The sequence below is a fragment of the Mycobacterium sp. WMMD1722 genome (assembly GCF_049315205.1).
Taxonomy (GTDB): Bacteria; Actinomycetota; Actinomycetes; order Mycobacteriales; family Mycobacteriaceae; genus Mycobacterium.
Genome location: NZ_CP186056.1, coordinates 4,437,120 through 4,464,066, shown reverse-complemented (window position 1 = coordinate 4,464,066; position 26,947 = coordinate 4,437,120). Strand labels below are relative to the sequence as shown.

At 67.6% G+C, this 26,947-nt stretch carries 26 protein-coding genes; 10 read left to right on the top strand and 16 right to left on the bottom strand.

Translation table 11 applies throughout. The features are described from left to right. Positions 1-3: 3 nt before the first annotated feature. Positions 4-1,035, bottom strand: a complete 1,032-nt coding sequence (locus ACN27E_RS21450) for an LLM class F420-dependent oxidoreductase (RefSeq protein WP_422744536.1) — start codon at positions 1,033-1,035, stop codon at positions 4-6. A 70-nt stretch (positions 1,036-1,105) separates the two neighbouring features. Here ACN27E_RS21450 and ACN27E_RS21445 point away from each other — a divergent pair, with 70 nt between their 5' ends. Genes ACN27E_RS21445 through ACN27E_RS21430 form a run of 4 tightly spaced genes read left to right on the top strand, consistent with a single transcriptional unit; the run spans position 1,106 to position 5,289 of the window. Beyond that, entirely contained in the window at positions 1,106-2,104 is a 999-nt protein-coding gene (locus tag ACN27E_RS21445) for a Zn-ribbon domain-containing OB-fold protein (RefSeq protein WP_422744535.1), read from the top strand. 49 nt (positions 2,105-2,153) lie between these two features. Then, positions 2,154-3,212, top strand: a complete 1,059-nt coding sequence (locus ACN27E_RS21440; RefSeq protein WP_422744534.1) for a thiolase domain-containing protein — start codon at positions 2,154-2,156, stop codon at positions 3,210-3,212. Next, positions 3,212-4,408, top strand: a complete 1,197-nt coding sequence (locus tag ACN27E_RS21435; protein ID WP_422744532.1) for a thiolase domain-containing protein — start codon at positions 3,212-3,214, stop codon at positions 4,406-4,408. Before ACN27E_RS21440 ends, ACN27E_RS21435 begins: the two co-directional genes overlap by 1 nt. Next, positions 4,408-5,289 (top strand): TIGR03619 family F420-dependent LLM class oxidoreductase, encoded by an 882-nt coding sequence (locus ACN27E_RS21430; protein WP_422750030.1) that lies wholly within the window; start codon positions 4,408-4,410, stop codon positions 5,287-5,289. Before ACN27E_RS21435 ends, ACN27E_RS21430 begins: the two co-directional genes overlap by 1 nt. A gap of 10 nt (positions 5,290-5,299) precedes the next feature. Here ACN27E_RS21430 and ACN27E_RS21425 read toward each other — a convergent pair whose 3' ends face one another. Continuing rightward, a complete protein-coding gene (locus ACN27E_RS21425) occupies positions 5,300-6,286 on the bottom strand; it encodes an MOSC domain-containing protein (RefSeq protein ID WP_422744530.1) in 987 nt (328 codons plus the stop codon). Positions 6,287-6,471: 185 nt separating this feature from the next. On the opposite strand from ACN27E_RS21425, the gene ACN27E_RS21420 reads away from it, so the two are divergent. Further along, positions 6,472-7,632, top strand: coding sequence for a Rieske 2Fe-2S domain-containing protein (locus ACN27E_RS21420; protein WP_422744528.1), 1,161 nt, complete (start codon positions 6,472-6,474; stop codon positions 7,630-7,632). A gap of 47 nt (positions 7,633-7,679) precedes the next feature. Further along, positions 7,680-8,087: a hypothetical protein gene (locus ACN27E_RS21415; RefSeq protein WP_422750028.1), complete on the top strand. Its 408-nt coding sequence runs from the start codon at positions 7,680-7,682 to the stop codon at positions 8,085-8,087. Positions 8,088-8,100: 13 nt separating this feature from the next. Here the strand turns inward: ACN27E_RS21415 and ACN27E_RS21410 are convergent, their stop codons facing one another. Genes ACN27E_RS21410 through ACN27E_RS21400 form a run of 3 tightly spaced genes read right to left on the bottom strand, consistent with a single transcriptional unit; the run spans position 8,101 to position 11,156 of the window. Then, complete coding sequence (locus ACN27E_RS21410; protein ID WP_422744527.1) at positions 8,101-9,246, bottom strand: sulfotransferase family protein; 1,146 nt, start codon at positions 9,244-9,246, stop codon at positions 8,101-8,103. After that, a complete protein-coding gene (locus tag ACN27E_RS21405) occupies positions 9,243-10,025 on the bottom strand; it encodes an SDR family oxidoreductase (RefSeq protein WP_422744525.1) in 783 nt (260 codons plus the stop codon). The genes ACN27E_RS21410 and ACN27E_RS21405 overlap by 4 nt, the downstream gene beginning before the upstream one ends. 3 nt (positions 10,026-10,028) lie before the next feature. Then, positions 10,029-11,156, bottom strand: a complete 1,128-nt coding sequence (locus tag ACN27E_RS21400) for a hypothetical protein (RefSeq protein ID WP_422744523.1) — start codon at positions 11,154-11,156, stop codon at positions 10,029-10,031. Positions 11,157-11,255: 99 nt separating this feature from the next. Between ACN27E_RS21400 and ACN27E_RS21395 the strand changes: the two genes are divergently transcribed. Continuing rightward, positions 11,256-12,149, top strand: a complete 894-nt coding sequence (locus tag ACN27E_RS21395) for an IclR family transcriptional regulator (protein ID WP_422744521.1) — start codon at positions 11,256-11,258, stop codon at positions 12,147-12,149. On the opposite strand, the gene ACN27E_RS21390 is transcribed toward ACN27E_RS21395, so the two are convergent. Continuing rightward, positions 12,142-14,232: a RecQ family ATP-dependent DNA helicase gene (locus ACN27E_RS21390; protein WP_422744519.1), complete on the bottom strand. Its 2,091-nt coding sequence runs from the start codon at positions 14,230-14,232 to the stop codon at positions 12,142-12,144. The genes ACN27E_RS21395 and ACN27E_RS21390 overlap by 8 nt on opposite strands. 62 nt (positions 14,233-14,294) lie before the next feature. On the opposite strand from ACN27E_RS21390, the gene ACN27E_RS21385 reads away from it, so the two are divergent. After that, positions 14,295-14,936, top strand: a complete 642-nt coding sequence (locus ACN27E_RS21385; RefSeq protein ID WP_422744517.1) for a DedA family protein — start codon at positions 14,295-14,297, stop codon at positions 14,934-14,936. Here ACN27E_RS21385 and dmpG read toward each other — a convergent pair. From dmpG to ACN27E_RS21370, 3 genes are read right to left on the bottom strand one after another with little or no spacing between them, the layout of a single operon-like run. Continuing rightward, on the bottom strand, positions 14,933-15,994 hold the full coding sequence (gene dmpG, locus ACN27E_RS21380) for a 4-hydroxy-2-oxovalerate aldolase (RefSeq protein WP_422744516.1): 1,062 nt from the start codon (positions 15,992-15,994) through the stop codon (positions 14,933-14,935). The genes ACN27E_RS21385 and dmpG overlap by 4 nt on opposite strands. Continuing rightward, a complete protein-coding gene (locus ACN27E_RS21375) occupies positions 15,991-16,911 on the bottom strand; it encodes an acetaldehyde dehydrogenase (acetylating) (RefSeq protein WP_422744514.1) in 921 nt (306 codons plus the stop codon). Before ACN27E_RS21375 ends, dmpG begins: the two co-directional genes overlap by 4 nt. A gap of 13 nt (positions 16,912-16,924) precedes the next feature. After that, positions 16,925-17,710, bottom strand: coding sequence for a 2-keto-4-pentenoate hydratase (locus tag ACN27E_RS21370; protein ID WP_422744513.1), 786 nt, complete (start codon positions 17,708-17,710; stop codon positions 16,925-16,927). 73 nt (positions 17,711-17,783) lie between these two features. Here ACN27E_RS21370 and kstD point away from each other — a divergent pair, with 73 nt between their 5' ends. Both kstD and ACN27E_RS21360 read left to right on the top strand, forming a co-directional pair. Continuing rightward, positions 17,784-19,466 (top strand): 3-oxosteroid 1-dehydrogenase, encoded by a 1,683-nt coding sequence (gene kstD / locus ACN27E_RS21365; protein ID WP_422744511.1) that lies wholly within the window; start codon positions 17,784-17,786, stop codon positions 19,464-19,466. A gap of 4 nt (positions 19,467-19,470) precedes the next feature. Further along, the gene (locus ACN27E_RS21360) at positions 19,471-20,331 is read left to right on the top strand and encodes a MaoC/PaaZ C-terminal domain-containing protein (RefSeq protein WP_422744509.1); all 861 of its coding nucleotides are present in this window, start codon (positions 19,471-19,473) and stop codon (positions 20,329-20,331) included. A 62-nt stretch (positions 20,332-20,393) separates the two neighbouring features. Here the strand turns inward: ACN27E_RS21360 and ACN27E_RS21355 are convergent, their stop codons facing one another. From ACN27E_RS21355 to fadE29, 7 genes are all read right to left on the bottom strand, one after another. Continuing rightward, positions 20,394-21,233 carry a hypothetical protein gene (locus ACN27E_RS21355; protein ID WP_422744508.1) on the bottom strand — a complete coding sequence of 280 codons (840 nt, stop codon included), beginning with the start codon at positions 21,231-21,233 and terminating at the stop codon, positions 20,394-20,396. Positions 21,234-21,350: 117 nt separating this feature from the next. Continuing rightward, positions 21,351-22,052 (bottom strand): hypothetical protein, encoded by a 702-nt coding sequence (locus ACN27E_RS21350; protein WP_422744507.1) that lies wholly within the window; start codon positions 22,050-22,052, stop codon positions 21,351-21,353. A gap of 24 nt (positions 22,053-22,076) precedes the next feature. Continuing rightward, positions 22,077-23,195: a hypothetical protein gene (locus tag ACN27E_RS21345; protein ID WP_422750026.1), complete on the bottom strand. Its 1,119-nt coding sequence runs from the start codon at positions 23,193-23,195 to the stop codon at positions 22,077-22,079. Between the two features lie 80 nt (positions 23,196-23,275). Continuing rightward, positions 23,276-24,433 carry a lipid-transfer protein gene (locus ACN27E_RS21340; protein ID WP_422744505.1) on the bottom strand — a complete coding sequence of 386 codons (1,158 nt, stop codon included), beginning with the start codon at positions 24,431-24,433 and terminating at the stop codon, positions 23,276-23,278. Then, positions 24,433-24,834 (bottom strand): MaoC family dehydratase, encoded by a 402-nt coding sequence (locus tag ACN27E_RS21335; protein WP_422744504.1) that lies wholly within the window; start codon positions 24,832-24,834, stop codon positions 24,433-24,435. Before ACN27E_RS21335 ends, ACN27E_RS21340 begins: the two co-directional genes overlap by 1 nt. Further along, positions 24,831-25,784, bottom strand: coding sequence for a bifunctional MaoC family dehydratase N-terminal/OB-fold nucleic acid binding domain-containing protein (locus ACN27E_RS21330; protein WP_422744503.1), 954 nt, complete (start codon positions 25,782-25,784; stop codon positions 24,831-24,833). The genes ACN27E_RS21335 and ACN27E_RS21330 overlap by 4 nt, the downstream gene beginning before the upstream one ends. Continuing rightward, positions 25,784-26,947, bottom strand: coding sequence for an acyl-CoA dehydrogenase FadE29 (gene fadE29, locus ACN27E_RS21325; RefSeq protein WP_422744502.1), 1,164 nt, complete (start codon positions 26,945-26,947; stop codon positions 25,784-25,786). Before fadE29 ends, ACN27E_RS21330 begins: the two co-directional genes overlap by 1 nt.

Below are 26,947 nucleotides of genomic sequence, written 5' to 3'. Positions count from 1 at the left end.
CTACTACACCAGCGCGGCGAGGTCGTTGATCTGCTCGACGGAGCGGGCGCCGACCACCATCATCGTGACGCCGGACGCCTCCCACGCCTTGATCTGCTCCTGCACGAACGCCAGATCACCGACGATCGCCGAATCGTCGACCAGTTCGTCGGGGATGACTTTGGCCGCTTCGTCCTTGCGGTCGCTGCGGAACAGCTTCGTCACGTCGTCGACGACCTCGGCGTATCCCATCCGCCGGTAGACGTCGGCGTGGAAGTTGGTGTCCTCGGCGCCCATGCCGCCCATGTAGAGCGCCAGATGGGGCTTCATCAGCTCCATGATCGCGGGACGGTCGTCGGTCACCACCACCTGCGCCGTCGCGCAGATCTCGAAGGTCTCGCGGGTGCGGCGGGCGCCCGGGCGGGCGAAGCCCTCGTCCAACCATTCGTTGTACATGCCGGCAATGCGCGGCGAGTAGAAGATGGGTAGCCAGCCGTCACAGATCTCGGCGGCCAACGCGACGTTCTTGGGCCCTTCGGCGCCGAGCATCACCGGGATGTCGGCGCGCAGCGGGTGGGTGATGGGCTTCAGGTTCTTGCCCAGGCCGGTGGTGCCCTCACCGGTCAGCGGCAGCGGGTAGTGGGGGCCGTCGCTGTGCACCGGCGCCTCGCGCGCCCACACCTGGCGCAGGATGTCGATGTACTCGCGGGTGCGGGCCAGCGGCTTGGGGAACTTCGCCCCGTACCACCCCTCGACGACCTGCGGGCCGGAGACCCCGAGCCCGAGGATGTGCCGCCCGCCGGACAGATGGTCCAGCGTCAGCGCCGCCATCGCACACGCAGTGGGGGTACGCGCCGAGAGCTGGATGACCGACGTCCCCAGGCGCATCCGGGTGGTCTCGCGGCCCCACCAGGCCAGCGGCGTGTAGGCATCCGAACCCCACGCCTCGGCGGTGAACACCGTGTCGAAACCGGCGTCTTCGGCCGCGGTGACCAGTTCGGCGTGGTTGGTCGGAGGCTGCGCTCCCCAATATCCGAGTTGGAGTCCGAGCTTCATTTCGGCCGCCTCTCTAGGCTGTCTACATGGTCCCTTGAATCCATTCTTAGAACCTGTTCTACTCGATGCCGTGACCACCAGCCAAAGCAGCCCGGTGCAGATCGACCCCCATGAGCCGCCGCTTTCGGCGCCTCTGAGGCTGTCATTCGACTACACCCGTTCAGTAGGACCACTCCTCGGCGAGTTCTTCACTGCTCTGCGCGCTCGGCGCATCGTCGGGGTGCGCGGATCGGATGGCCGCGTCCTCGTCCCGCCGGCCGAATACGACCCGGTCACCTACGAACAGCTGACCGAGATCGTACCGGTGAGCAGTGTCGGAACCGTGGTGTCGTGGACATGGCAGCCGGCGCCGCTGGAAGGCCAGCCGCTGGACCGGCCGTTCGCCTGGGCGCTGATCCGGCTCGACGGTGCGGACACCCCGATGATCCACGCCGTGGATGTGGGGGCCGCGGGTTCCGACGCCATCAGTACCGGCGCCCGGGTGCACGCGCACTGGGTCGAGGAGCCGGTGGGGGCCATCACCGACATCGCCTACTTCGTCCTCGGCGACGAGGCCGAAGACGTTCCGCCGGCACCCGAGGGTCTGGAGCCGGTGACGATGCTGGTGTCACCCAGTTCCATCGAGATCCAGCACACGGCGTCGCTGCCGGAGAGCACCTTCCTGCGCGCGCTCGAACAGGGCAAGCTGCTCGGCGCCCGCACCGGCGAAGACGGCAAGGTGTACTTCCCCCCGAAGGAAGCCAATCCGGCCACCGGCCTCGAACTGGACAACTACGTCGAGCTGCCCGACAAGGGCACGGTGACGACGTTCGCGATCATCAACATCCCATTCGCGGGGCAGCGCATCAAGCCGCCGTACGTCGCGGCCTATGTACTGCTCGACGGGGCCGATATCCCGTTCCTGCACCTGGTCACCGAGATCGACCCGGCGGACGTGCGGATGGGTATGCGGGTCCAGGCGGTGTGGAAGCCCAAGGAGGAGTGGGGCCTCGGCATCGACAACATCGACTATTTCCGGCCGACGGGTGAGCCCGATGCCGACTACGACACCTACAAGCATCACCTGTAAAGGGATTTGACACCCATGACCCACCAGCGAGAAGCGGAGCGGATCGCGCATGTCTGAAGTTGCTGTCGTCGGGTTCGCGCATGCGCCCCACGTCCGTCGCACCAACGGCACCACCAATGGCGTGGAAATGCTGATGCCGTGCTTCCACCACCTGTACGCCGAGCTCGGCATCAAACAGACCGATATCGGGTTCTGGTGCTCGGGATCCTCGGACTACCTTGCCGGCCGGGCGTTTTCGTTCATCTCGGCGATCGATTCGATCGGCGCGGTGCCGCCGATCAACGAGTCGCACGTCGAGATGGACGCCGCCTGGGCGCTCTACGAGGCCTACATCAAGATTCTCACCGGCGAGGTCGAGACCGCGTTGGTCTACGGGTTCGGCAAGTCCTCGGCAGGCACGCTGCGCCGGGTGCTGGCCCTGCAGACCGATCCCTACACCGTGGCCCCGCTGTGGCCGGACTCGGTGAGCATGGCCGGTCTACAGGCCCGGTTCGGGCTGGACTCGGGTAAGTGGACCGCCGAACAGATGGCCCAGGTGGCCCTCGACGCGCAGGCGGCGGCACCCCGGGTGGACCGGCTCGAGCCGGGCACCAGCGTGGACGAACTGCTGAATCAGCCGTATTTCGCGGATCCGTTGCGCCGCCACGACATCGCCCCGATCACCGACGGGGCGTCGGCGATCGTGCTGGCCGCCGGTGACCGTGCCCGCGAACTGCGGGAGCGCCCGGCGTGGATCAGCGGGATCGAGCACCGCATCGAGACCCCCGTGCTCGGAGCGCGCGATCTGACCACCTCACCGTCGACGGCTGCGTCCGCGCAGGCCGTCACCGGTGGCGACACCTCTTCGATCGAGGTGGCCGAACTCTACGCACCGTTCAGTCATCAACAGCTGATTCTCAAGGAGGCCATCGGCCTGACCGACCGGACGAGGATCAATCCGTCCGGCGGCGCACTCGCCGCGAACCCGATGTTCTCGGCCGGCTTGGAGCGGATCGGCTTGGCGGCCCAGCACATCTTCGACGGCAGTGCCTCACGTGTCCTTGCCCACGCGACGAGCGGGCCTGCGCTGCAACAGAATCTGGTCGCGGTCCTGGAAGGGAAGAACTGATGGCCCCGAAGACAGGTAAGAAGCTCGCTGCCGTTCTGGGCACCGGCCAGACGAAGTACGTCGCCAAGCGCAAGGACGTCTCGATGAACGGCCTGGTGCGCGAGGCGATCGACCGTGCGCTCGCCGACGCCGGGGCGACAATGGACGACATCGACGCGGTCGTCGTCGGCAAGGCTCCGGACTTCTTCGAAGGCGTCATGATGCCCGAGTTGTTCATGGCCGACGCCACCGGTGCGACCAACAAGCCGCTGATCCGCGTGCACACCGCCGGATCGGTGGGTGGTTCGACCGCGATCGTCGCGGCCAGCCTGGTGCAGTCCGGTAAGTACCGCCGGGTGCTGACGATGGCCTGGGAGAAGCAGTCGGAGTCCAACGCCATGTGGGCGTTGAGCATTCCGGTGCCGTTCACCAAGCCGGTCGGTGCCGGCGCCGGCGGCTACTTCGCTCCGCACGTGCGCGCCTACATCCGCCGTTCCGGTGCACCGACCCACATCGGCGCGATGGTCGCGGTCAAGGATCGCCAGAACGGCGCCCGGAATCCCCTGGCCCACTTGCATCAGCCCGACATCACCCTGGAGAAGGTGATGGAGTCGCCGATGCTGTGGGACCCGATTCGCTACGACGAGACCTGCCCGTCGTCCGACGGTGCGGCGGCGATGGTCATCGGCGACGAGGAGAGCGCCGATGCCCGCGTGGCCGACGGCCATCCGGTGGCATGGGTCCATGCCACCGCCCTGCGCACCGAGCCCCTCGCCTACTCCGGTCGCGATCAGGTCAACCCGCAGGCCAGCCGCGACGCGGCCGCCGCACTGTGGAAGGCCGCCGGTATCGAGAGCCCGATCGACGAGATCGACGTCGCTGAGGTGTATGTCCCGTTCTCGTGGTACGAGCCCATGTGGCTGGAGAGCCTGGGCTTCGCCGCCGAAGGCGAGGGCTGGAAGCTCACCGAGGCCGGTGAGACGGCCATGACCGGGCGGATTCCGTTCAACCCGTCCGGCGGTGTGTTGTCGTCCAATCCGATCGGCGCCTCGGGCATGATCCGGTTCGCCGAATCGGCCATCCAGGTGATGGGCAAAGGCGGCGAGCACCAGGTGCAGGGTGCGCGCAAGGCACTCGGCCACGCCTACGGCGGCGGCGCGCAGTACTACTCGATGTGGGTCGTCAGTTCGGATAAACCCGGGGACAAGTCCTCATGATGAAGTACACGGTCAGCATCGCTTTCAGCCCGCTCGACCAGTTGATCGAGATCGCCAAGGCCGCTGAGGAACTCGGCTTCGACAACATCGCGCTGCCCGACTCCATCTTCTACTTCGAGAAGCAGTCCGTCGACTATCCCTACACCGCCGACGGCAAGCGGATGTTCGACGAGAATTCACCCTGGGTCGATCCGTTGATCCTCGCGGGTGCGTTGGGTGCGGTGACGTCGAAGCTGCGCTTTTACACCAATGTGATGAAGCTCGGCTCGCGCAACCCGCTGCTGCTGGCCCGCCAGGTCGGGTCGGTGGCGAACCTGACGAACAACCGATTCGGCTTCGGTGTGGGGATCGGCTGGGCCCCCGAGGAATTCGAGTGGTGCGGGGTGCCCTACGCCAAGCGCGGCAAGCGTGTCGACGAGATGATCGACGTCATCAAGCTGGTGCTGGCCGGCGGCATGGTCGAATTCCACGGCGATTTCTACGATTTCGACCGACTCCAGATGAGCCCCGAGCCCTCGGTGCCGGTGCCGTTCTACGTCGGCGGGCACACCAACGTGGCACTCAAACGGGCGGTGCGCATCGGGGACGGCTGGACCAGCGCGATGATGACGTGCGACCAGTTGGCTGAGACGATCAGCAAGCTCAAGACGATGCTGTCCGACGCCGGCCGCGCCGACGACCCGTTCGAATACCAGGCCGTGTGCATCGACAAGTTCGGCGTCGATGGTCATCGCGAGCTGGCCGCTGTCGGGGTCACCGACTACATCGGTATTCCGTGGGTGTTCGAGGGTCTGCCCTTCGACGCCCCGGTGGACCAGAAGATCGACTCGATGAAGCGCTTCGCCGACACCTACATCCACTCGGGGTGGCAAGAGCGCTGATCCCCGCGGCCTAGCGCGAGATCCGGTCCACCGCCGCTGTCGCGGCCCCGAACGCCAGGCGTTTGGCCCGCTTCGCGGCGCCGGCGAACAGGTTGGGCCGGTGCGGTCGGAGTTTCACGGCATCGCCGACGCGCACCGCACCACCGGCGTCCACCCAGCAGTAGCTGCCCAGGCACCGATTCGCCTTCGCGGCGACCGCTTTGGTGACCCGCCGATCGACGTCGAGACCCGGTTGTGCTCGGCTGGGCACCACGCACCGGATGGTCGGCATGGTGACCTCGAGCACGGCGCCGCCCAGGCTCAGCTTGCCGCCGGTCCAGTCGTGTTCGGGCAGCTCGCCGGCCGGGTCGTCGAGGGCGAGCACGATGTTGGGCCGGAACCGCCGGACATCGACGGACCCGACGTCATCGCCGATCTCCGCCGCGATCGTCGCCAGGCTGGTCTGACTCATGACGTGTACCGGGGCGAGGTCGACGAACATGCCGGGCGGGGTGGAGTAGCGGGCGAAGGTGGCCAGGTCCGCCATCCGGAACATGGACAGATCCGGGAACCGCTCACCATCGTCGACACCGAAGTCCTTGCGCAGCGCGGCGATCGACGCATTGTCCCGCTCGGCGGGGCTCAGCCGGTGCAGGCTGGTGTCGTCGGCCGGCGGCAGTGCGGTCAGGCGCACCTCGCGGCCGGCCAACTCCGAGAGCTTCGCATGTACGCCGTCGTCGCAGCTGGACAGCACTGCACCGTCGGGGAACGTGATCTCGACATCGGGCACCCGACCCGGTCCGGCGTGGGCCGGCACCGGGTCGGCATAGCGCGCCGAGGCGGTCAACAGGACGGGCATGCGTCGCGCCGTCGCCGTCACGTCGTTCTCCACGTCGCGGACCGCCCAGAGCCGATCGCCGAGCACTCCGCGCCCACCGATGTCGGTCTGTTCGATACGCTCACCGCCGAGCGATTTGACCGGATACCGCCACAGCCCGGCCACCTGTCCGACTCGCATGGATCCACCGTAAGCCCCCCGCCGACGCATGCCGCCGTCAGCTGACATCTGCGGCAGGAATCCGGCGGGCACCGGTTCAGGCCATCCGTCCAGGGGTATGCCGCAGGTCACGCCTTAATTATTGCGGGACCGCGGGGCAAAACTGTAACGTGTTCTAGTTAGAAGCCGAGATTCTGGAGGCGTAGGTGAAGACCGACACCGCTCACAGCGGTATCCGCGAGATCGACACGGGTACGCTGCCCGACCGCTTTGCCCGTGGCTGGCACTGCCTGGGGCCTGTCAAGGACTACCTCGACGGCCAACCCCACGGCATCGAGATCTTCGGCACCATGCTGGTCGTCTTCGCCGATTCGCAGGGTGAGCTGAAGGTGCTCGACGGGTACTGCCGCCACATGGGGGGCAATCTCTCGCAGGGCACCATCAAGGGCGATACGGTCGCCTGCCCGTTCCACGATTGGCGCTGGGGCGGCGATGGGAAATGCAAGCTCGTTCCCTACGCCAAGCGCACGCCGCGGCTGGCCCGCACCCGCGCCTGGCATACCGACGTCCGCGGTGGCCTGCTGTTCGTTTGGCACGATCACGAGGGCAACCCGCCGCCGGAGGATGTCCGGATCCCCGACATCCCGGAGTTCGCGAGCGACGAGTGGACCGACTGGCGCTGGAACACGATGCTCATCGAGGGCAGTAACTGCCGCGAGATCATCGACAACGTCACCGACATGGCGCACTTCTTCTACATCCACTACGGCCTGCCGACGTACTTCAAGAACGTGTTCGAAGGCCACATCGCCAGCCAGTACCTGCACAACGTCGGTCGGCCCGACGTCGGTGACATGGGCACCACCTACGGTGAGGCGCATCTGGACTCCGAGGCGTCCTACTTCGGGCCGTCGTTCATGATCAACTGGCTGCACAACAACTACGGCGGCTTCAAGGCCGAGTCGATCCTGATCAACTGTCATTACCCGGTGACGCAGGATTCGTTCGTCCTGCAGTGGGGTGTCATCGTGGAGAAGCCCAAGGGCCTCGACGAGAAGACGACCGACAAATTGGCCCGGGTGTTCACCGAGGGTGTCAGCAAGGGCTTCCTGCAGGACGTGGAGATCTGGAAGCACAAGACCCGGATCGACAATCCCCTGCTGGTCGAGGAAGACGGTGCGGTGTATCAGCTGCGCCGCTGGTACCAGCAGTTCTACGTCGACGCCGCCGACGTCACGTCGGAGATGACCGACCGCTTCGAGATCGAGGTCGACACCACCGCGGCCAACGAGTACTGGAATACCGAGGTGGCGGAGAACCTCAAGCGGCAAGAGGCCGAGAAGGAAACAGAGAAGGCTCAGCAGTAGTGGCCCCTCGCGACCGGGCGCCCGACGTCGACCAGCTCGCGCGGTCGATGCTCGAGCTCTACGGCGCCCACGATGACGACGACCACCCCGCGGGCGGCGGTGGCGGTACCGGCTCGTGGTCCAAGGCGCCGGCCTTCGGTCCGGAGCGGGCGCGGGCCCTCCAGGAGGCCACCGCCCGCGACCGCGAGCGGTATCTGAGGTCGGGGCTGGTGTCGGTGGACTGCCGCTTCTGTCATGTGTCGGTCGACGTCAAGAAGCTCGGACCCGGTCACACCGCGGTGCAGTGGAACTCGCAGGCCACCTCACGGTGCGCGTTCTTCAGCGAGATCCGCGAGGCCGGCGGACAGCCGGCGCGGTCGCGGTCCTGCCCGCGGCTGGCCGACAGCATCAAACACGCGGTCGCCGAGGGGTGCCTCGAGGAGTTCTCGAGCGCCCCCTCCCCCGGCGACGGCTGATCCTCGCCGTCAGCTACAGCCCCTTGAAGCGCTCCTTGACCTGTTCGTCGGTCAGGCCGTAATCGCCCAGCGAATAGGAGTGCTTGGGCGCGCGCGGCCCCTTCTTGCTCTCCTCATGGCTGTCCACCATGGCCGTGCGGGACTCATCGGTGACCTCGATATCGAAATGCCGGTAGATCTTCTCCACCTCAGCCACCGGATCCTTGATGAAGTCGAAGTAGTCCATGTCGTAGAACTGCGACGAATCGTGCTTGGCGCGTTCGCGATTGAACTGCTCCAGGCCACGTGACCAGGTCTCCATCGAATCCGCGCCGATGACCTCGCCGACGAAGGTGTTCGACCACCCCGCCGTGGTGTGCTGCGCCAGCGAGCACATCGACGCCATCAACGTCTCCGGCGGTCGGTGACATTGGATCACCAGCGCGTCGGGGTAGGTGGCGAACAGCGCGTCGAGGGCGAACAGATGGCTCGGATTCTTGAGCACCCAGCGTTTCTCGGGGTCGTTGAGGCCGATCAGCTGCAGGTTGCGGCGGTGTCGCTGATACGGCTTGACCCAGTCCTGGCGGGCCAGCCACTGCGCGTAGCTGGGGATGTGCGCCAACGTCTCGTAGGAGACCGAATGCAGGCTCTGGCGCAGCAACTGCCAGCACTCCTCGACCTCGTCGGCGGTCATGTAGTGCAGCCCGGTGTAGTCGGGGTTCTCCTCGTGCGCCTTGGTGAACTGTGCGTCGAGCTGCTGGAAGACGGGGTTCTGCGACCAGGTCTCCCGGGGCGGTCGCGGTTGCGGGAACTCCGCGAGCCACAGCTCGAGACCCTGATGACGCGGGTCGGCGGCCAGCAGCCGATGCAGTGCCGTGGTCCCGGTGCGCGGCAGTCCGGTGACGAAGATGGGCGCCTCGATCGGCACGTCGAGGTGCTGCGGATACTGCTTGAACGCCGCCTCGGATACCAGGCGTGCCACCAGCGCGTTGCGCACGAAGAACCGCTGCATCTTGCTGCCGAGCTCGGTCAGATCCGCCTCGCGGGCATACGCGTCGAGCAGCACGCCGAGCGCTTCGCGGTAGTTGTCGTCGTCCGGGCCGAAGTCCTCGAGGCCGCAGGCCTTGATCGCCGAGGCGTGCAGGTCTTCGACAGTGCCCACATTGGTGCGTGCGCTCACGCCTTGTACTCCCCGCAGTTGACGTCGAGCGTCTGACCGGTGATCCCGCTGGACAGATCGCTGGCCATGAACAGGATCGCCGAGGCGACCTCGTCCTCGGTCGGCAGTCGCTTGAGATCCGAGGCCGCGGCGGTGGCCTTGTAGATCTCCTCGACCGTGGTGCCGTATTTGCCGGCCTGGTGGTTGAAATACGACTTCAAGGTGTCACCCCAGATGTAACCCGGGACAACCGAATTGACGCGGATACCCTGCTCGCCGAGTTCGGTGGCCAGCGATTGGGACATGGCCAGCAGCGCCGACTTCGCCATCTTGTAGGCGCCGTATTTGGCCTGCGAGTGCCGCACCACCATCGAGTTGACGTTGACCACCGACCCGTTCGACTCGGCCAGCGCGGGAGTGAAGCCCTGGGTGAGGCGCAGTGCGCCCAGCACCGTGAGCTCGATGGCCTCGCGAATGTGCTCGAAGGTGGTGTTGGCCAGCGGCTTCATCGAGGGCACCCGAAAAGCGTTGTTGATCAACACGTCCACCCGGCCATAGGCCTCCAGCGACGCGGCCACGAGATTGTCGACCTGGTCGCCGTCGGTGATGTCGGTGCCCACCGTCACCGCGCGGCGGCCGAGGTCGGCGACCTGTCCTGCGACATCCTCGAGGCGCTCCACGGTCCGCGCGGCGAGCACCAGATCGGCACCGTTCTCAGCGCACCGACGCGCCAGCGTGGTTCCCAGGGCGGGCCCCACCCCGCTGACGACGACCACCTTGTCCTTCAGCAGTCCGGACATCGCTCAGCCCACCATCCTCTCGCCGATCTGTTTCTGCCGCAGCGCGATCCGCGCCCGCCAATCCTGTTCTGAGATCTTGTTGTGCTCGTAGTGGGGCAACGCGGCGCCGACCCGGTCGACGTCGACGATCTCCATCGTCGGGCCGTCGGCGGCGGTCAGCTCCCGCGACACGCGTTGCCAGCGAAACTGCAGATAGCCCTTGGCGTGGCCGAGGGTTTCACACCAGTTGGTGACGCCGGGGTTGCGTTCGGCGACCACGATGCGGATCTTGCCGTCGGGGTCGGGCTGAGCCTGGGTGCCGTTGAGCGAGGTCTGATGGTTGATGTAGTCCAGCGAGATGTACCAGAGGCTGCCGAGCTGGAATCCGACGTAGGGGGCGTCGCTGACCGGCAGCGTGATCACGATCGCCTGATCGTCGCGCAGGTCGTAGTGGCCGACCGACGAATACTGGGTCGCCAGCCCGCCTGGCGTCAGCCGTGGAGCGGTGAGCGTGTTGACCGGCAGGGAGTCGTAGAACCACTGCGGGAACTGCAGCCAGGTTTTCACCCGCTGCACCAGCTGCTTGCCCGCCACGGCGTAGCGCTTCTCGATGAGCTCTCTACTGAGCGGCGGCGGCGCGGTGCCGGCCGTGTCGGTGCGCGAGATCGCGAAGGTACCGCGCTGGGCCGACCAGTCGTTGGAGACCTCGCGGATCACCAGCTGCGCGGGCGTATCCGGGGTGAAGCGCCATTCGAAGGTGCCGTCGTCGGCGATGTCGAGCCGGCGGTCGTCGAACGCGGTCTCGCTGTCCGGGACGTTCTCGTCGGTGTACTCGCCACCGAGGAGTTGGAAGCTCACGTCGGTCGTGGTGCCGCGCCGTCCCGTGACGACGTACTCGTGGCCGGGCTGAACCCGGGTGCCGAAGTACATCGTGTCCGGGTTGTCCAGCCCCATCTTGGTGAACGGACCCGTGCCGCTGTGCAGGAAGGGATGCTCGCGGTCGTAGTCGAACGCGACGTGCGTGCACGCCGCGATACAGCCGGCGAGGTACTGCAGACCTTCGAGCAGGTCGGCTTCGGACTCGATGAACGGCGCCGCCGCCACCAGGCTTTCGGCCTCGGCGATGGCGTCGGCCAGTGGTTGTGCGTACATGGGCGGTGCGCCTCCCGCGGTTCAATATTGGACCGTGCTGGTAGAGTTCTGGTCCGACACTAGAACGTGTTCCAATTCGAGTCAACGGGCGGGGCGGCGATGGCGGACGCGACCACGGGGCGGACCTCACCGCCGACGGCACGGGTCATCGCCCTGTTGGAGTTCCTGTCCCGCAATCCGCATGACCGGTTCGGCCTCTCGGATCTCGCGCGCCGAAACGGGCTCAGCAAGCCGACGTGCCTGGGCATCGTCACCACCCTGGCCGAGGCCGGTTATCTGCTTCGCGACCCGCAGGACAAGACCTACCGCCTGGGCCCCGCCCTGATCGCGTTGGGCCACACCGCACAGGAGTCGATGCGCGTCGATCCCGCTGCGCGCGAGGAACTCCGGCGGTTGTCCGGGGCCTTCGGCACCACCGCAGCCCTGTCCGCGGTGATCGACGACCGCATCACCCTGCTGGAACTGGTCGGACCGGCCGGAACGGACGTCGGAGTGCGGGTGGGCGAGAGCTACCCATTCGCCCCACCGGTCGGCCTGATGTTCGTCCTGTGGGATGACGAAGCGCTGCGCACCTGGCTGGCCAAAGAGCCCACCATCGCGCTGCGCACCGAATCCGAGCATCTCGACAGGGTTGTCGCGCACTGCCGCAGCGCGGGCTACCTGGTGGAGCGGTTGACCCCGCGCGGACGTCGGCTCTATTCGCTCATGGCGGGTATGTCGAGCACGCTGCCGGACGAACTGCGGGCCCTGCTGGGGGAACTGATCTCCGACGTCGGTGAGCGGGTGTATCTGCGCGACGAATCCGACGGCGGCCGCCAGCGCCACGACATCAGTGTCGTGTCCGCCCCGGTGTTCGACCACCACCGGCGTCAGATCATGGTGGTGTCGCTGCAGATCGGCCGCGCGCTCACCGACGCCGAGATCACCAGACACGCCAAGGGCGTGGTGGCGACCGCGCGGGCGCTGAGTGCCCGGTTCGGCGGCCTCAGCTGACCGAGGCCAACGCGAAGGGCAGCACCTCGGGCGCCCCGGCGGCCCGCACCACCCGTGCCGCCATGGTCAGCGTCCAGCCGGTGTCGGCCACATCGTCGACCAGCAACACCGGACCACCCGGTGCGCCGATGTCGGGGTTCTCCCACGAATCATGCAGGCCGGCAACGCGATAGGCCGAGTTCGCGGCGGTCACCGGGCGGCGGTCGGGACGGTAACGCAGGGTGCCCAGGTCGGTCAGCCGGCCCAGCTGGGCCAACCGCTGGGTCACCGACCGGATCAGCGTGGGATGGGTGTGCGAATCCAGGCCGAGCACCGCCACCGGACGGGTCTGCCACGTCCAGGCGGCAAGCACGTCGACCGCCGCGCGCACCACATCGTCGGGCACCTCCGCGTCGGGCTCGTCGAGCAGCCGCCGCAGCCGGGCGCCCCACCCCAGGTCGGTCAACCGGCCGATGACGCGGCCGGTCGACGGACCGTCGCCGATGCGTCCGCTCAGATCCAGACCGAGCTTGACCAACCCGGAGGGCCATTGCCGGCGGGCGGCGAGTTCGACTCCCGGCCGCATCAGCCGTTCCCGGACGTCGTCGACGGCCGCGGCGTCGACCAGGGCGGTGAAACGCGGGCCGGCACAGTTGTCGCAGCGGCCGCAGCGGTCACCCTCGCGCAGCTGCGGGTCGTCGAGCTGGCGGCGCAGAAAGGCCATCCGGCACCCGGTGGTCTCCTGGTAGTCGAGCATCGCCTGCTGTTCGCGACGGCGCGCGTCGTCGAGCCGCCGGTAGCGCTGCTCGTCGTAGGCCCAGGGGGCGCCGGTGGCCAGCCAGCCGCCTTTGACGCGGCGGACCGCACCGTCGACGTCGAGCACCTTGAGCACCATCTCCAGCCTGCTGCGGTTGAGGTCGACGAGAGGTTCGAGCGCGACGGTCGACTGCGGCCGGTCAGGCTCGAGTGCGTCGATCACCCGGCGCACCGTGGTCTCCGCCGGGAACGCGACCGACGCGAAATACCGCCACACCTCCTGGTCCTCCCGACCGGGCAGCAGGACGACCTCGGCGCTGGCGGTGGCGCGCCCGGCGCGGCCGACCTGCTGGTAGTAGGCGATCGGCGAGGACGGCGCGCCGAGGTGGACCACGAAGCCGAGATCGGGTTTGTCGAATCCCATCCCCAGCGCCGACGTCGCGATCAGGGCCTTCACCCGGTTGCGCAGCAGATCGCCCTCGAGCTGTTCGCGTTCGGCGGGGTCGGTCGACCCGGTGTAGGCGGCGACCGGGTGCCCGTGTTCGCGCAACAGCGCGGCGATGTCATGCGCCTGGGTCACGGTGAGGGTGTAGATGATGCCGGAGCCGGGCAGTTCGGCCAGGTGTGCGGCGACCCACGCTGCCCGTTGAGCGGGATTACCCGCGGTGACCACCGACAGCCGCAGCGACTCCCGGTCGAGCCCGCCGCGCAGCACAAGGGTGTCTCGACCACCGACCCCGAGTTGGGTTGCCACATCGTCGACCACCCGGTCGTTGGCGGTCGCGGTGGTGGCCAGCACCGGGATGTCCTGTCCGAGCTCGGCGATCAGGGTGCGGATACGCCGGTAGTCCGGGCGGAAGTCGTGACCCCAGTCCGAGACGCAGTGCGCCTCGTCGACCACGACCAGTCCGGCGTCGGCGGCCAGTGCGGGCAGCACGTTGTCACGGAAGTCGGGGTTGTTGAGCCGCTCCGGGCTGACGAGCAGCACGTCGAGCTCACCCTGGCGGACCCGCGTGTGGATGTCGTCCCATTCGGCGACGTTGCCGGAATTGATGGTCGCCGCGTGCACACCGGCCCGATCGGCGGCCGCGACCTGATTGCGCATCAGGGCGAGCAGCGGAGACACGATGACCGTGGGCCCGCGCCCACCGGCTCGCAGCAGTTTGGCGGCGATGAAGTAGACCGCCGATTTCCCCCAGCCGGTCCGCTGGACGACCAGGGCCTGCCTGCGATGGACCACCAGCGCCTCGATCGCCGACCATTGGTCGTCCCGCAGCGTCGCGCCCGGACCGGCCAGCTGTTCGAGGATCTGCTGGGCATCACTGCGGGTCGCGGTGCGGGCGGTCATCTGCCTATCGTGCCCGGCTGCACCGACAGGTCGCGGTCGGCCCCGCCTCTATTCTCGATGGCATGGACGCCCCCGCGCTGGCAAACGAACCCGGTGAGATCGGCGGAGTGGCCGGCTGGGCGGTCGGGCTGATGGAGCGGCTCGGTGGTGCGGGTGCCGGTGCGGCGATCGCCGCGGAGAACGTGTTCCCTCCCCTGCCGAGCGAGATCATCCTGCCGCTCGCCGGATTCGCCGCGGCGCGCGGCGAGATGACGCTGGCCGAGGCGATCGTGTGGACGACGGCGGGTTCGGTCGTGGGCGCCGTCGTGCTGTATCTGATCGGTGCCCTGCTCGGACGCGACCGGATCCATCGGCTCGTCGACCGGTTGCCGTTCTTCTCCCTCGACGACCTCGCCAAGAGCGAGTCGTGGTTCCACCGCCACGGGGACAAGGCGGTGCTGTTCGGACGGATGATCCCCGTGGTTCGCAGCCTGATCTCGGTACCGGCCGGCATGTATCGCATGCCGGTGATGCGGTTCCTGACCCTCACCGCGCTGGGCAGCGCGTGCTGGAACAGTCTGCTCGTCGTCGCCGGCTTCCATCTCGGCGGGAATTGGGAAGCCGTCTCACAGTGGGCATCCCGCTACCAGTACGGCGTATTCGCGATAGTCGGCGTACTGGTCGTCGGATGGTTCGTTCGCCGGCGGCGCGCGCAGATCGGCTAGCCGGCAGCAGCCTGCTCGGACTCCATCTCACGCTTGATCTCGAGCGCGATGTCGATGAGCTGGTCCTCCTGGCCGCCGATCAGCTTGCGCTGCCCGGCCCGGTGCAGCAGCTTGTGGGCCGGAACGCCGTAGCGCTCGGACTGGCGGATCGCGTGCTTGAGGAAGCTCGAGTACACGCCCGAGTACCCCATGATCAGCGCGTTGCGGTCCAGCAGGCACTCCTGGGGCATGGCGGGCGCCACCACCTCTTCGGCGGCGTCGGCGATGTCGAAGAAGTCGATACCGGTCTTCACGCCGATCTTGTCGAACACCCCGATCAGCGCTTCGACCGGTGCGTTACCGGCACCCGCGCCGAACCGCCGGCACGAACCGTCGATCTGCTTGGCACCGGCCCGCACGGCCTCGATGGAGTTGGCGACCCCCAGGCCGAGATTCTCGTGGCCGTGAAAACCGACTTGGGCGTCGTCGCCGAGTTCGGCGACCAGCGCGGCCACCCGGTCACGCACCCCCTCCAGGACCAGCGCGCCCGCCGAATCCACGACGTACACACACTGGCATCCGGCGTCGGCCATGATGCGCGCCTGCTTGGCCAGCTTCTCCGGCGGGATCGTGTGGCTCATCATCAGGAAGCCCACGGTCTCCAGACCGAGTTCGCGGGCCAGCCCGAAGTGCTGGATCGACACGTCGGCCTCGGTGCAGTGGGTGGCGATCCGGCAGATCGAGCCGCCGTTGTTCTGTGCTTCCTTGATGTCCTCCTTGGTGCCCACACCCGGCAGCATCAGAAAGGCGATCTTGGACTCCTTGGCCGTCTCAGCGGCCAGCTTGATCAGCTCCTGCTCCGGGGTCTTGGAGAACCCGTAGTTGAAGCTGGACCCGCCCAGCCCGTCACCGTGGGTCACCTCGATGACCGGCACGCCCGCAGCATCCAGCGCGGCGACGATCGCGTGCACCTCGTCCTTGGTGAACTGGTGACGCTTGTGATGCGAGCCGTCGCGCAGCGACGTATCCGTCATCCGGATGTCCCACATCGGGTTGAAGTAGATGTCCTCGGTACTCATGATTGCGCTCCTGCCGGCACCTGGTTGACGCGATCCCTCGCTATTTCTTCGCCCACCTTGGCCGCCGCCGCGGTCATGATGTCCAGATTGCCCGCGTAGGGCGGCAGATAGTCACCGGCACCCTCCACCTCGATGAACGTGGTGACCAGGGCCTGACCGCCCGAGTTGATGGACGGATCGTCGAACTGGGGTTCGTTGAGGAGCCGGTATCCGGGCACGTAGGTCTGCACCTCGGCCACGACGTCGCGGATCGACTGCGCGATCGCCTCGCGGTCGGCGTCCTCGGGGATGGCACAGAAGATGGTGTCGCGCATGATCATCGGCGGATCGGCGGGGTTGAGGATGATGATCGCCTTACCGCGCTTGGCGCCGCCGATGTTCTGCACACCCGCGCTGGTCGTCTTGGTGAACTCGTCGATGTTCGCCCGGGTACCCGGGCCGGCCGAGGCCGACGACACCGAGGCGACGATCTCGCCGTAGGGCACCTCGACCACCCGGCTGACCGCGTGCACGATCGGGATGGTGGCCTGCCCACCGCAGGTCACCATGTTCACGTTCGGCGCGTCCAGATGTTGACGCAGATTCGCCGGCGGGATCACCCCGGGTCCGACCGCCGCAGGGGTCAGGTCGATCGCCCGGATCCCGGCCTCCTGGTAGCGCGGAGCCGCGTCACGGTGTACGTAGGCACTCGTCGCCTCGAACACCATGTCCGGCTTCTCCGATTGCGCCAGCAGCCAATCCACCCCTTCGTGGGTGGTTTCCAGCCCCAGTTTCCGGGCCCGGGCCAACCCCTCGGACTCCGGGTCGATCCCCACCATCCAGCGCGGCTCCAGGTACTCCGAGCGCAGCAGCTTGTAGAGCAGATCGGTACTGATGTTGCCGGATCCGACGATCGCGACCTGTAGTTTCTGCGGCATCGTTCTCCCTGCCTTACTCGAAATTGAGCTTGACTGAACCTAACCCGGCGAAGTCAGCGACGAAACGGCTACCGGGCGGTGCATCTATCGCACGGGTGCAGGAGCCGGGCAACACGATGTCGCCGGCCCGCAGCCGCACCCCGAAACTCTCGACCTTGCGCGCCAGCCACGCCACCGCGGTGACCGGGTTGCCGAGCACCGCATCGCTGCGGCCTTCGGCCACCGTCTCACCGTTGTTGGTGAGCACGGCGTCGATGGCTCGAATGTCCACGTCCTTGGGCGAAACCCGCGCCTCGCCCAGCACCCAGCCGGCCGATGAGGCGTTGTCGGCGATGGTGTCGCAGAGTTTGATCTTCCAGTCGGTGATGCGGGTGTCGATCAACTCGATGGCCGGCGCGAACGCCGCCGTCGCCGCCAGCACGTCCTCCTCGGTGCATCCGGCACCGGGCAGGTCGTCGGCCAGGATGAACCCCACCTCGACCTCGACGCGCGGATACAGGAAGCGGTCCGACCGAACGGCAACGTCTTCGAACACCTGCATCTCGTCGAGCAGGTGGCCGTAGTCGGGTTCGTCGACGTTCATCATCTTCTGCATGGCCTCGCTCGAGAGGCCGACCTTGTGACCGATCACGCGCGCGCCTTCGGCGACCCGCTGCCGGATGTTGATCAGCTGGATCTCGTAGGCGTCCACGACGTCGATATCGGGCTGACGGTCGGTCAGCGGCGTGATCGGAACCCGGCTCCGCTCGGCCTCCGCCAGGTCGGCGGCCAGCTGATCACGTACCTCGGCGCTGAGCATTTACGTGAAGTCCCCTCGTATCGTCGACCGGCACAGTTGTGGGTCGGCCGGGCAATTCTATAACGTGTTCTACATGACCGGACAGGAGTACGACGTCATCGTCGTGGGAAGCGGCGCGGCCGGTATGGTCGCCGCCCTCACCGCTGCTCACCAGGGCCTCTCGACAGTAGTCGTCGAGAAGGCCCCGCACTATGGGGGTTCCACTGCGCGGTCGGGTGGCGGTGTCTGGATTCCGAACAACGAGGTGCTCAAACGCGACGGGGTCAAGGACACCCGCGAAGACGCCCGTCGGTACCTGCACGCGATCATCGGCGACGTGGTGGCTCCGGAGCGGATCGACACCTACCTCGACCGCGGACCCGAGATGCTCTCGTTCGTGCTGAAGCACTCACCGTTGAAGCTGTGCTGGGTGCCCGGCTACTCCGACTACTACCCCGAGACGCCGGGCGGAAAGCCGACCGGACGTTCCGTGGAGCCCAAGCCGTTCAACGCCAAGAAGCTCGGCGAGGATCTGCCCGGACTGGAGCCGCCGTACGGCAAGGTGCCGCTCAACATGGTCGTCATGCAGCAGGATTACGTGCGACTCAACCAGCTCAAGCGCCATCCGCGCGGGGTCCTGCGCAGCCTCAAGGTCGGGGTCCGGTCCGTCTGGGCCAACGCCACCGGCAAGAACCTCGTCGGCATGGGACGCGCCCTGATCGCCCCGCTACGCATCGCATTGCGCCAGGCCGGGGTACCGGTGCTGCTCAACACCGCGCTCACCGACCTGTACGTCGAGGACGGCGTCGTGCGCGGGATCTATGTCCGCGACATGACGGCTCCGGAGTCCGACGAACCCCGGCTGATCCGCGCCCGCCGCGGAGTGATCCTGGGCTCCGGCGGGTTCGAGCACAACGAGCAGATGCGGGTCAAATACCAGCGCGCCCCGATCACCACCGAGTGGACGGTCGGCGCCACGGCCAACACCGGTGACGGCATCCTGGCCGCCGAGAAGCTCGGCGCGGCACTGGACGTCATGGAGGACGCCTGGTGGGGGCCGACGGTTCCCCTGGTCGGCGCCCCGTGGTTCGCGCTCTCGGAACGCAACTCCCCCGGATCGATCATCGTCAACATGTCGGCCCAGCGCTTCATGAACGAATCGATGCCCTACGTCGAGGCCTGCCACCACATGTACGGCGGCCAGTACGGCCAGGGGTCGGGACCGGGCGAGAACATCCCCGCCTGGCTGATCTTCGACCAGCAGTACCGCGACCGCTACATCTTCGCCGGACTTCAACCGGGACAGCGCATTCCGAACAAGTGGCTGGAATCCGGCGTCATCGTCAAGGCCGACACCCTCACCGAACTGGCCGAGAAGGCCGGCCTGTCGGCCGAGGCGCTGACCGCGACGGTCGACCGGTTCAACGGCTTCGCGCGCAGCGGGGTCGACGAGGACTTCCACCGCGGTGAGAGCGCCTACGACCGCTACTACGGCGATCCCACGAACAAGCCGAATCCCAATCTCGGCGAGATCAGCCACGGCCCGTTCTACGCAGCGAAGATGGTGCCGGGTGACCTCGGCACCAAGGGCGGGGTACGCACCGACGTCCACGGGCGGGCACTGCGTGACGACGGCTCGGTCATCGAAGGCCTCTACGCCGCGGGCAACGCCAGCTCGCCGGTCATGGGCCATACGTATCCCGGTCCGGGCGGGACGATCGGGCCCGCCATGACGTTCGGATATCTGGCCGCGCTGCACCTCGCCGGTAAGAAATAGCGCCATGCCGATCAATCTGGACGAAGCCCTGGGTGCCGAGCTGCCGCCGGTCGAATTCTCGTGGACCAGTAGCGATGTGCAGCTCTACCACCTGGGTCTGGGCGCCGGCGTCGATCCGATGGATCAGCGCGAGCTGCGCTACCTGGTGGACAACACCCCGCAGGTGCTCCCGACCTTCGGCAGCGTCGCACAGAGCTTTCACATGACCGAGCCGCCCTCGGTGACGTTCCCCGGGATCGAGATCGAGCTGTCCAGGGTGCTGCACGGCAGCGAGGCGGTGTCCGTCCCCGGGCCGATCCCGTCGTCGGGCAGTGGCGTCGGCGTCACCCGCATCACCGACATCTGGGACAAGGGCAAGGCCGCGGTCATCTGGTCGGAGACCACCGTCGCCGCGCCGGACGGTACGCCGCTGTGGACGCAGAAGCGGTCGATCTTCGCCAGGGGTGAGGGCGGATTCGGCGGTGAGCGGGGTCCGTCGACCTCGGTCGAGCCGCCGCAGCGAGCACCCGACGCCGAGGTCGATCTGCCGATCCTGCCCCAGCAGGCGCTGCTCTACCGCCTGTGCGGCGACCGCAACCCGCTGCACTCCGACCCCGAATTCGCTGCGGCAGCAGGCTTTCCGCGGCCGATCCTGCATGGGTTGTGCACCTACGGCATCGCATGCAAGGCGATCGTCGACACCTTCCTCGACGGTGACGTCTCTCGCGTCGCGTCCTACGGCGCCCGCTTCGCCGGCGTGGTGTTCCCGGGCGAGACGCTGCGGGCCAACGTCTGGAAAGACGGCGACACCCTGCTCGCCACCATCACCGCACCCAGCCGCGACGACGCCATCGCCCTGTCCGGCGTGGAACTGATCGCGAAGTAACTCCGGGTCCTGCCGCGAGCGTGACGCTGGAGTCACGCGGGCGTTCGAGCGTGGCACTGGCGTCACGTTCGGCGGGAGCGTGCCGCGCGTACCCGCCGGATGATGTCGGCTTCACGGTCGTCTGCAACGACCCGGACGACAAGCCAGCCGCAGCGTTCGATTCTTTCCTGACGCCGAATGTCCCAGGTGTACTGCTTGCGATCTATCCGGTGTTGCTCGCCGTCGTATTCCACGGCGACCATGACGTCCTCCCAACCCATGTCCAGAAACGCGAAGGGTCGGCAGTCGTCGTCGTATACCGGGATCTGTGTGGTCGGCCGCGGAAGGCCCGCTTCGACGAGGACAGTGCGTAGCCACGACTCCTTGGGCGATTGCGCACCGCTGTCGATCAGGCTCAGGGTGGCGATCGCTTGCCCGATGCCCCGGCGACCGCGGTACCGCTCGGTCAGCAGGTCGACGTCCGCCATCTTCAGATCCACCGCCCGGGCCAGCGCGTCGATGGCGGCGACCGCCGTGCCTCGGGGGTACCAACAGGCGAGGTCGAGTGCGGTGCGGGCCGGCGTGGTCACCGGCACACCGGCGATCAACTGCCGTTCGTCATCGTCCAGCCGGTCACCCCAGATGCGCAGCTCTGGCAGCCTGTGGCGGTTGTCATGCAGCAGTTCCGCCGGCCGCGATGCGTTCACCCATCGGCTTCCGTGCAGGGCCGCCGCCGAGAATCCTGCGACCACTGCGTTCCTTCGCGACCACAGCCACGCGGCATGGGCTTTGCGCTCCGCGGTCAGCACGATCCCGGGCTCGATGTAGACGTCTCGGTACAGGCGCGTGTAGTGCCGCCGCAGCGCACTCTTGGTGACGAGTCCCATGGCGACGGCTTCACTGCCGATGAACGGCTCCCCCATGGCTGAACTCTGGCATCGTGCACCGACAGCACTACCGCGCGTGACGCTGGAGTCACGAGCGACGGCGAATGTGACTCCAGCGTCACGTTCGGAGGCAGAGACAGACGCAGCCAGCCGCTACAGCATGCGGCGGGCGAGGTCCTCCACGTCGGTGTCGGTGGACGGCTGCGGCGGCGCGACCGGCGCGGGCCCGGCGCCCCGGGCGTGGTCGTCGGGCCCGGCATCGGCCCGTTCGAGCAGCGGTCGCCGCTCCTCGTCGCGTCCCTTCTCCTCGGCGGGAGGCTGGTGTTCGCGATTCTGGTCTGCGGGCGGCGCCTGCGGAGCCGGAGCTCCGGCACCGGCGGCAGGCGCGGCTGGCGGCGCGGACCCGGCCTGAGCACCTGAGGCGGGTGCGCCCTGACCGCCCTGGCCCTCCTTGCCGCCGCCGAACTGCTGGGCCGCCTGCATCGCCTGCTGCATCATCGACCCGAACATGCCCCCGCCCTGACCACCGCCGGCGCCCTTTCCGAGCGACCCGGCCGCCTCGCTGCCCATCTTGCCGAGCTGACCCAGCATGTCGGTGAACTGTCCGACGCCCTGACCGCCCTGGTCGTCGGCGTTCGTGTACGCCGCCTGCGCACTCACCAACTTTCCCGAGAACATGCCTTCGTTGGCTTGCAGCGCAACGACATTCGCGGTGAGCGGCGCGGCCAGCGTCGGCAGCACGGCCGAGATCGTCGCGCTCATCGCGTCCTCACCCGGTGGCACCATCGGCATCTCGGGCAGCTGCACCGAAGCGGCATCCCAGGAGATGCCTTCCGGCTTCTTGAACGGTTCCATCAGCGCTTCGCCCCCTCGGCGTCCTCACCACTCATCGTCGACGTCCTCGTCGAGGTCGTACTCGAGTTCCGGCGGCCCGGTCAGACCCGCCGTCGTCCCGCCACTGGTGCCGCGCTGGCCCATCATCCCCATCGGCGCGCCGCCGCCCATACCGCCCGCGGCCACCGGCGCCACCCCGCCGACCGCGACGGACCCGGCGCCGACCGGTTCGGGTGGGGCCGTGGACACGGCGTTGGTGCCCACCAGCCCGGCCATCAGCGGCGTCTGCGCCCCCACGCCGCCCGAGCCGGGCAACGACGCCGCCCGGACCATGCCGGCCCCGCCACTGGCGCCCGATCCGCCCGCGGCGGGATGGTTCGAGAACGACGAGAACGGCGATCCGGCGGCACCCAGCGCATCCCCCTTGCCGCCCTGGCCGAACATCGACGTGAGCTGCTGCAGGGGCTGCGACAGCTGTTGCAGCGGCTGCATCATCTGCTGGGGAACCTGGGTCACCATCTGGCCGAGTTGCGACGGCAGCTGCGCACCCATCTGCGCCATCTGCATCATCATCTGCATACCCTGCTGCGATCCCTGCTCACCGGCTTTGCCGGCTTCCTTCGCCGCCTGCTGACCCGGCACGGTCGGTGGGGCGCCCGGTTTCGGGATGCTCGGCGGCACCCCCAGCGTGTTGGCGAGTTCGGTCGAGTTGGCCGTCACGGTGGCGGTGTTCTGTGACAGCCCCATCTTGATCCGGCTCTGCGCCAGTTCCTGCGCGTTCGGCAGGGGCATCGCCGAGATGGCCTCGACCTCGTGCTGGGTTTCCTGAGCGACGGTGTTGACCAGCATCTTGGTCTGCGCGACGGCCGCTTCCATCGAGCGCAGCTTGGCCGCGATCGCGGCGGCGTGGGCCGCATTGGTCTCATGCCCGCCGATGATGGTGCTGGCCTCTCCCGCGGCCGCGACCGACCCGCCGCCCTGCCAGTCCTCGGCGAGCTTCATCAGCTGACTCGTCTGTTCGGGGACGACGCTGCCGCTGAGTTTCGCGGCCAGCGCCTCGTAGGAGGCGGCGGCGGCGCCCAGCGTCTCCTCATCGACGTTCGGCCAGCCGGGGCCCGTCACGGTTTGGGAACCGAACGGGCTGCTGTCCGGCATGATGCCCACGGTCACGACCCCCTCTGCGCATGGTCAGACGACTACGCAGCAAACTTTACCCGGTAGCTCGGGGGGTCGGCGACGGATGTTCAGCCCAGGATCAGCCCGGAGGTCGGAACCCCGGTGCCGGCGGTGACGAGCACATGCTCGACGTTGTCGACCTGGTTGACCGAGGTGCCGCGCAGCTGACGGACACCTTCGGCGATGCCGTTCATCCCGTGGATGTAGGCCTCGCCGAGCTGGCCGCCGTGGGTGTTGATCGGCAGCTTGCCGCCGATCTCGATGGCCCCACCGGCGATGAAGTCCTTGGCCTCGCCCCGGCCGCAGAATCCGAGTTCCTCGAGCTGGATCAGGGTGTACGGGGTGAAGTGGTCATAGAGGACGGCGGTCTGGATATCGTCGGGCGACAGACCGCTCTGGGCCCACAGTTGACGACCCACCAGACCCATCTCCGGCAGCCCGAGTTCGTCGCGGTAGTACGAGTACATGGTGAATTGATCGGCCCCGGCAGCCTGCGCGGCCGCCTCGATGACCGCGGGCCGATGCTTGAGGTCCTTCGCGCGCTCCGGAGTCGTCACGACGATCGCGACCCCGCCGTCGGTCTCCTGGCAGCAGTCCAGCAGGCGCAGCGGCTCGGCGATCCACCGCGAATTCTGGTGGTCCTCGATGGTGATGGGCTTGCCGTAGAAGTGTGCCTTGGGATTGTTGGCCGCGTGCCTGCGATCGGCCACCGACACGGCGCCGAAATCGGCGCTGGTGGCGCCGTATTCGTACATGTAGCGCTGCGCGATCATGGCCACTGAAGCGGCGGGGGTGCTGAGACCGTGTGGGTAGGACCAGCTGTACTCGACACCGCGGGAGTCGGCGTTGACGGTCAGACCGGTCATCACCTGGCCGAAGCGGTGTTCCGAGCGTTCGTTGAACGCCCGGTAGGCGACCACGACCTCGGCGACGCCGGTCGCGACGGCCAGTGCGGCCTGCTGCACGGTGGCCGCGGCGGCACCGCCGCCGTAGCCGATCTGACTGAAGAACGTCAGCTCTCCGATGCCGGTGGATCGCGCCACCGCGGTCTCGAGGTTGGAGTCCATCGAGAACGTCACCAGACCGTCGACGTCGGCGGGGGTGAGTCCGGCGTCGTCGAGCGCGTCGAGTACCGCCTCAGCGGCCAGCCGTAGCTCGCTGCGGCCGGAGTTCTTGGAGAAGTCGGTCGCGCCGATGCCGGCGATCGCGGCCTTTCCGGAGAGCATCAGTGGTCCCCCAAAGCGAGTGTCGCCGTAGCGATGACGTGATTACCGAGACTGTTGGCACCGGTCACCTTGACGGTCGCGACGCCGCCGTCCACGGCGGTGACCTCACCGGTGAAGGTGATGGTGTCGTAGGCGTACCACGGCACCCCGAGTCGCAGCCCGATCGACTTGATCCGAGCGGTGGGCCCCGCCCAGTCGGTCAGGTACCGCTGCACCAGACCGGTGTCGGTCAGGATGTTGACGAAGATGTCCTTGGATCCTTTGGCCTGCGCCTTGTCCCGGTCGTGGTGCACGTCCTGGTAGTCGCGGGTGGCGATGGCCGTCGAGACGATGAACGTCGGGTCGCCGTAGATCTTGAGTTCGGGCAGCGTCGCGCCGACCTCCAACGCCGGCGCGCTCATCGGGCCGGCTCCCAGGCGTAGAGCGTCCACGCGGGGCTGACGTCGCTGTCCGGGAAGTCGATGTAGGTTGCGCGCACGGGCAATCCGATCCGTACATCGGCGGGTTCGACACCGCGTAGCTCGCCGAGCATCCGCACCCCCTCGTCCAACTCGACCAGCGCTATCACGAACGGCAGGCTGCGACCGGGCACCTTCGGCGCGTGGTGCACGACGTAGCTGTAGACGGTGCCGGTGCCGGCGGCCACCACGTAGTCGGCAGGGGCGTCCTTCTCGGCCCACACCGCGGGCACCGGCGGGTGCTGCAGGGTGCCGTCCGGACGCTTCTGGATCCGCAGTTCGTGCGCGTTGACCCCGTCCCAGAAGAACCGGGTGTCTTTCGACGAGGCCGGCCGCATCAGGTTGTCCGGGTCCAGGTCGTCGGGCACGGCCGGTGTGTCCTCGCCCCGGGGCTTGAACTTCATGATGCGCCAGTTCATCTCGGCGACGGTTTCGCCACCGGCGACGGTCCAGGTGATGAGCTGGTTGATGAAGTAGCCCTCGCCGAGCGCGGTCTGTTTCGGCCCCACGACATCGGTGATGTCGGCGTGGATGGTCAGTTCCTCACCGGGTTGCAGATACCGGTGATAGGTCTGTTCGCAGTTGGTGGCGACGACGCCGACATAGCCGGCATCGTCGAACAGCGCCATCATCTTCGACAGCGGGTCGTCGTCCGACCGGCCCTCGCCTAGACCGCCCATCGTCCACACCTGGATCATCGCCGGCGGCGCGACAATGCCCGGATGCCCGGCGGATGTGGCGGCGTCGGCGTCGACGTAGATCGGGTTCCTGTCCCCGATGGCGTCGACCCAGTGGTGAATCATGGGCTGGTTCACCGGATCGCGTCCGGTGCGTGGTTCGCTCTTGCCCTCGGCCGTGATCTTCTCGATGTCCGGCTGCAGATCAGCGCTCATCACCGGGGCACCCTCGGGACCTTCAGACCCGCGGCCGCGATCATCTCGCGCATCACCTCGTTGACACCACCACCGAAGGTGATGACGAGATTGCGCTTGGTCTGGCTGTCGAGCCAGCGCAGCAGCTCGGCGGTGTCGGGATCGGCCGGGTCGCCGTAGGTTCCGACGACCTCTTCGGCGATGCGGCCCACCCGCTGGATCCGCTCGGTGCCGAACACCTTGGTGGCTGCGGCGTCGGCGACCTGGATGGTCTCGCCGCCGGCGGCGACCTGCCAGTTGAGCAACTCGTTGATCCGCCAGATGGCCCTGATCTCTCCGAGGAGCCGCCGCACCGCCTCGTTGTCGAGCGGGGTGACACCGCTGCTGCCCGGCTTCGACGCCCAGGCGTGCACCCGGTCGTAGATCACCGCGACCTTGCCCGCGGGGCCGAGCATGACCCGCTCGTGGTTGAGCTGGGTGGTGATCAGCTTCCAGCCGGCGTTCTCCTCACCGACGAGCATGTCGGCCGGCACATGAACGTCGTTGTAGTAGCTGGCGTTGGTGTGGTGCGCGCCGTCGGACAGGATGATCGGCGTCCACGAGTAGCCGGGGTCCTTGGTGTCGACGATGAGGATCGAGATGCCCTTGTGTTTGGGCGCTTCGGAATCCGTGCGCACCGCCAGCCAGATGTAGTCGGCGTCATGGGCGCCGGTGGTCCAGATCTTCTGGCCGTTGACGATGTATTCGTCGCCGTGCCGGACCGCCGAGGTGCGCAGCGAAGCGAGGTCGGTGCCGGCCTCCGGCTCGGAATAGCCGATCGCGAAATGCACCTCACCGGCGAGGATGGCGGGCAGGAATTTCTTCTTCTGCGCCTCGGTGCCGTACACCTGCAGGGTCGGTCCGACGGTCTGCAGCGTCACCGCCGGCAGCGGCACGTCGGCGCGGGCGGCCTCGTTGACGAAGATCGACTGCTCGACCGGACCGAGGCCCAGTCCGCCGAACTCCTTGGGCCATCCGACGCCCAGCTTGCCGTCGGAGCCCATCCGCTTTATCACCGCCCGGTAGGCCTCGTTGTGCCGGTCGGTCTCCATCGCCTGCGCCTCCTCGGGCGTGATGAGATTGGCGAAGTACTCGCGCAATTCGGCCTGCAGCTGGCGCTGTTCGGGGGTCAGGTCGATCAACAT

What these genes read in the sequence shown, in the direction of transcription:
- ACN27E_RS21450 (WP_422744536.1), bottom strand. Translation starts at nt 1,035, where the DNA reads ATGAAGCTCGGACTCCAACTCGGATATTGGGGAGCGCAGCCTCCGACC.
- ACN27E_RS21440 (WP_422744534.1), top strand. Translation starts at nt 2,154, where the DNA reads ATGTCTGAAGTTGCTGTCGTCGGGTTCGCGCATGCGCCCCACGTCCGT.
- ACN27E_RS21435 (WP_422744532.1), top strand. Translation starts at nt 3,212, where the DNA reads ATGGCCCCGAAGACAGGTAAGAAGCTCGCTGCCGTTCTGGGCACCGGC.
- ACN27E_RS21430 (WP_422750030.1), top strand. Translation starts at nt 4,408, where the DNA reads ATGAAGTACACGGTCAGCATCGCTTTCAGCCCGCTCGACCAGTTGATC.
- ACN27E_RS21425 (WP_422744530.1), bottom strand. Translation starts at nt 6,286, where the DNA reads ATGCGAGTCGGACAGGTGGCCGGGCTGTGGCGGTATCCGGTCAAATCG.
- ACN27E_RS21415 (WP_422750028.1), top strand. Translation starts at nt 7,680, where the DNA reads ATGCTCGAGCTCTACGGCGCCCACGATGACGACGACCACCCCGCGGGC.
- ACN27E_RS21405 (WP_422744525.1), bottom strand. Translation starts at nt 10,025, where the DNA reads ATGTCCGGACTGCTGAAGGACAAGGTGGTCGTCGTCAGCGGGGTGGGG.
- ACN27E_RS21400 (WP_422744523.1), bottom strand. Translation starts at nt 11,156, where the DNA reads ATGTACGCACAACCACTGGCCGACGCCATCGCCGAGGCCGAAAGCCTG.
- ACN27E_RS21395 (WP_422744521.1), top strand. Translation starts at nt 11,256, where the DNA reads ATGGCGGACGCGACCACGGGGCGGACCTCACCGCCGACGGCACGGGTC.
- ACN27E_RS21390 (WP_422744519.1), bottom strand. Translation starts at nt 14,232, where the DNA reads ATGACCGCCCGCACCGCGACCCGCAGTGATGCCCAGCAGATCCTCGAA.
- ACN27E_RS21385 (WP_422744517.1), top strand. Translation starts at nt 14,295, where the DNA reads ATGGACGCCCCCGCGCTGGCAAACGAACCCGGTGAGATCGGCGGAGTG.
- dmpG (WP_422744516.1), bottom strand. Translation starts at nt 15,994, where the DNA reads ATGAGTACCGAGGACATCTACTTCAACCCGATGTGGGACATCCGGATG.
- ACN27E_RS21375 (WP_422744514.1), bottom strand. Translation starts at nt 16,911, where the DNA reads ATGCCGCAGAAACTACAGGTCGCGATCGTCGGATCCGGCAACATCAGT.
- ACN27E_RS21370 (WP_422744513.1), bottom strand. Translation starts at nt 17,710, where the DNA reads ATGCTCAGCGCCGAGGTACGTGATCAGCTGGCCGCCGACCTGGCGGAG.
- kstD (WP_422744511.1), top strand. Translation starts at nt 17,784, where the DNA reads ATGACCGGACAGGAGTACGACGTCATCGTCGTGGGAAGCGGCGCGGCC.
- ACN27E_RS21360 (WP_422744509.1), top strand. Translation starts at nt 19,471, where the DNA reads ATGCCGATCAATCTGGACGAAGCCCTGGGTGCCGAGCTGCCGCCGGTC.
- ACN27E_RS21355 (WP_422744508.1), bottom strand. Translation starts at nt 21,233, where the DNA reads ATGGGGGAGCCGTTCATCGGCAGTGAAGCCGTCGCCATGGGACTCGTC.
- ACN27E_RS21350 (WP_422744507.1), bottom strand. Translation starts at nt 22,052, where the DNA reads ATGGAACCGTTCAAGAAGCCGGAAGGCATCTCCTGGGATGCCGCTTCG.
- ACN27E_RS21340 (WP_422744505.1), bottom strand. Translation starts at nt 24,433, where the DNA reads ATGCTCTCCGGAAAGGCCGCGATCGCCGGCATCGGCGCGACCGACTTC.
- ACN27E_RS21335 (WP_422744504.1), bottom strand. Translation starts at nt 24,834, where the DNA reads ATGAGCGCGCCGGCGTTGGAGGTCGGCGCGACGCTGCCCGAACTCAAG.
- ACN27E_RS21330 (WP_422744503.1), bottom strand. Translation starts at nt 25,784, where the DNA reads ATGAGCGCTGATCTGCAGCCGGACATCGAGAAGATCACGGCCGAGGGC.
- fadE29 (WP_422744502.1), bottom strand. Translation starts at nt 26,947, where the DNA reads ATGTTGATCGACCTGACCCCCGAACAGCGCCAGCTGCAGGCCGAATTG.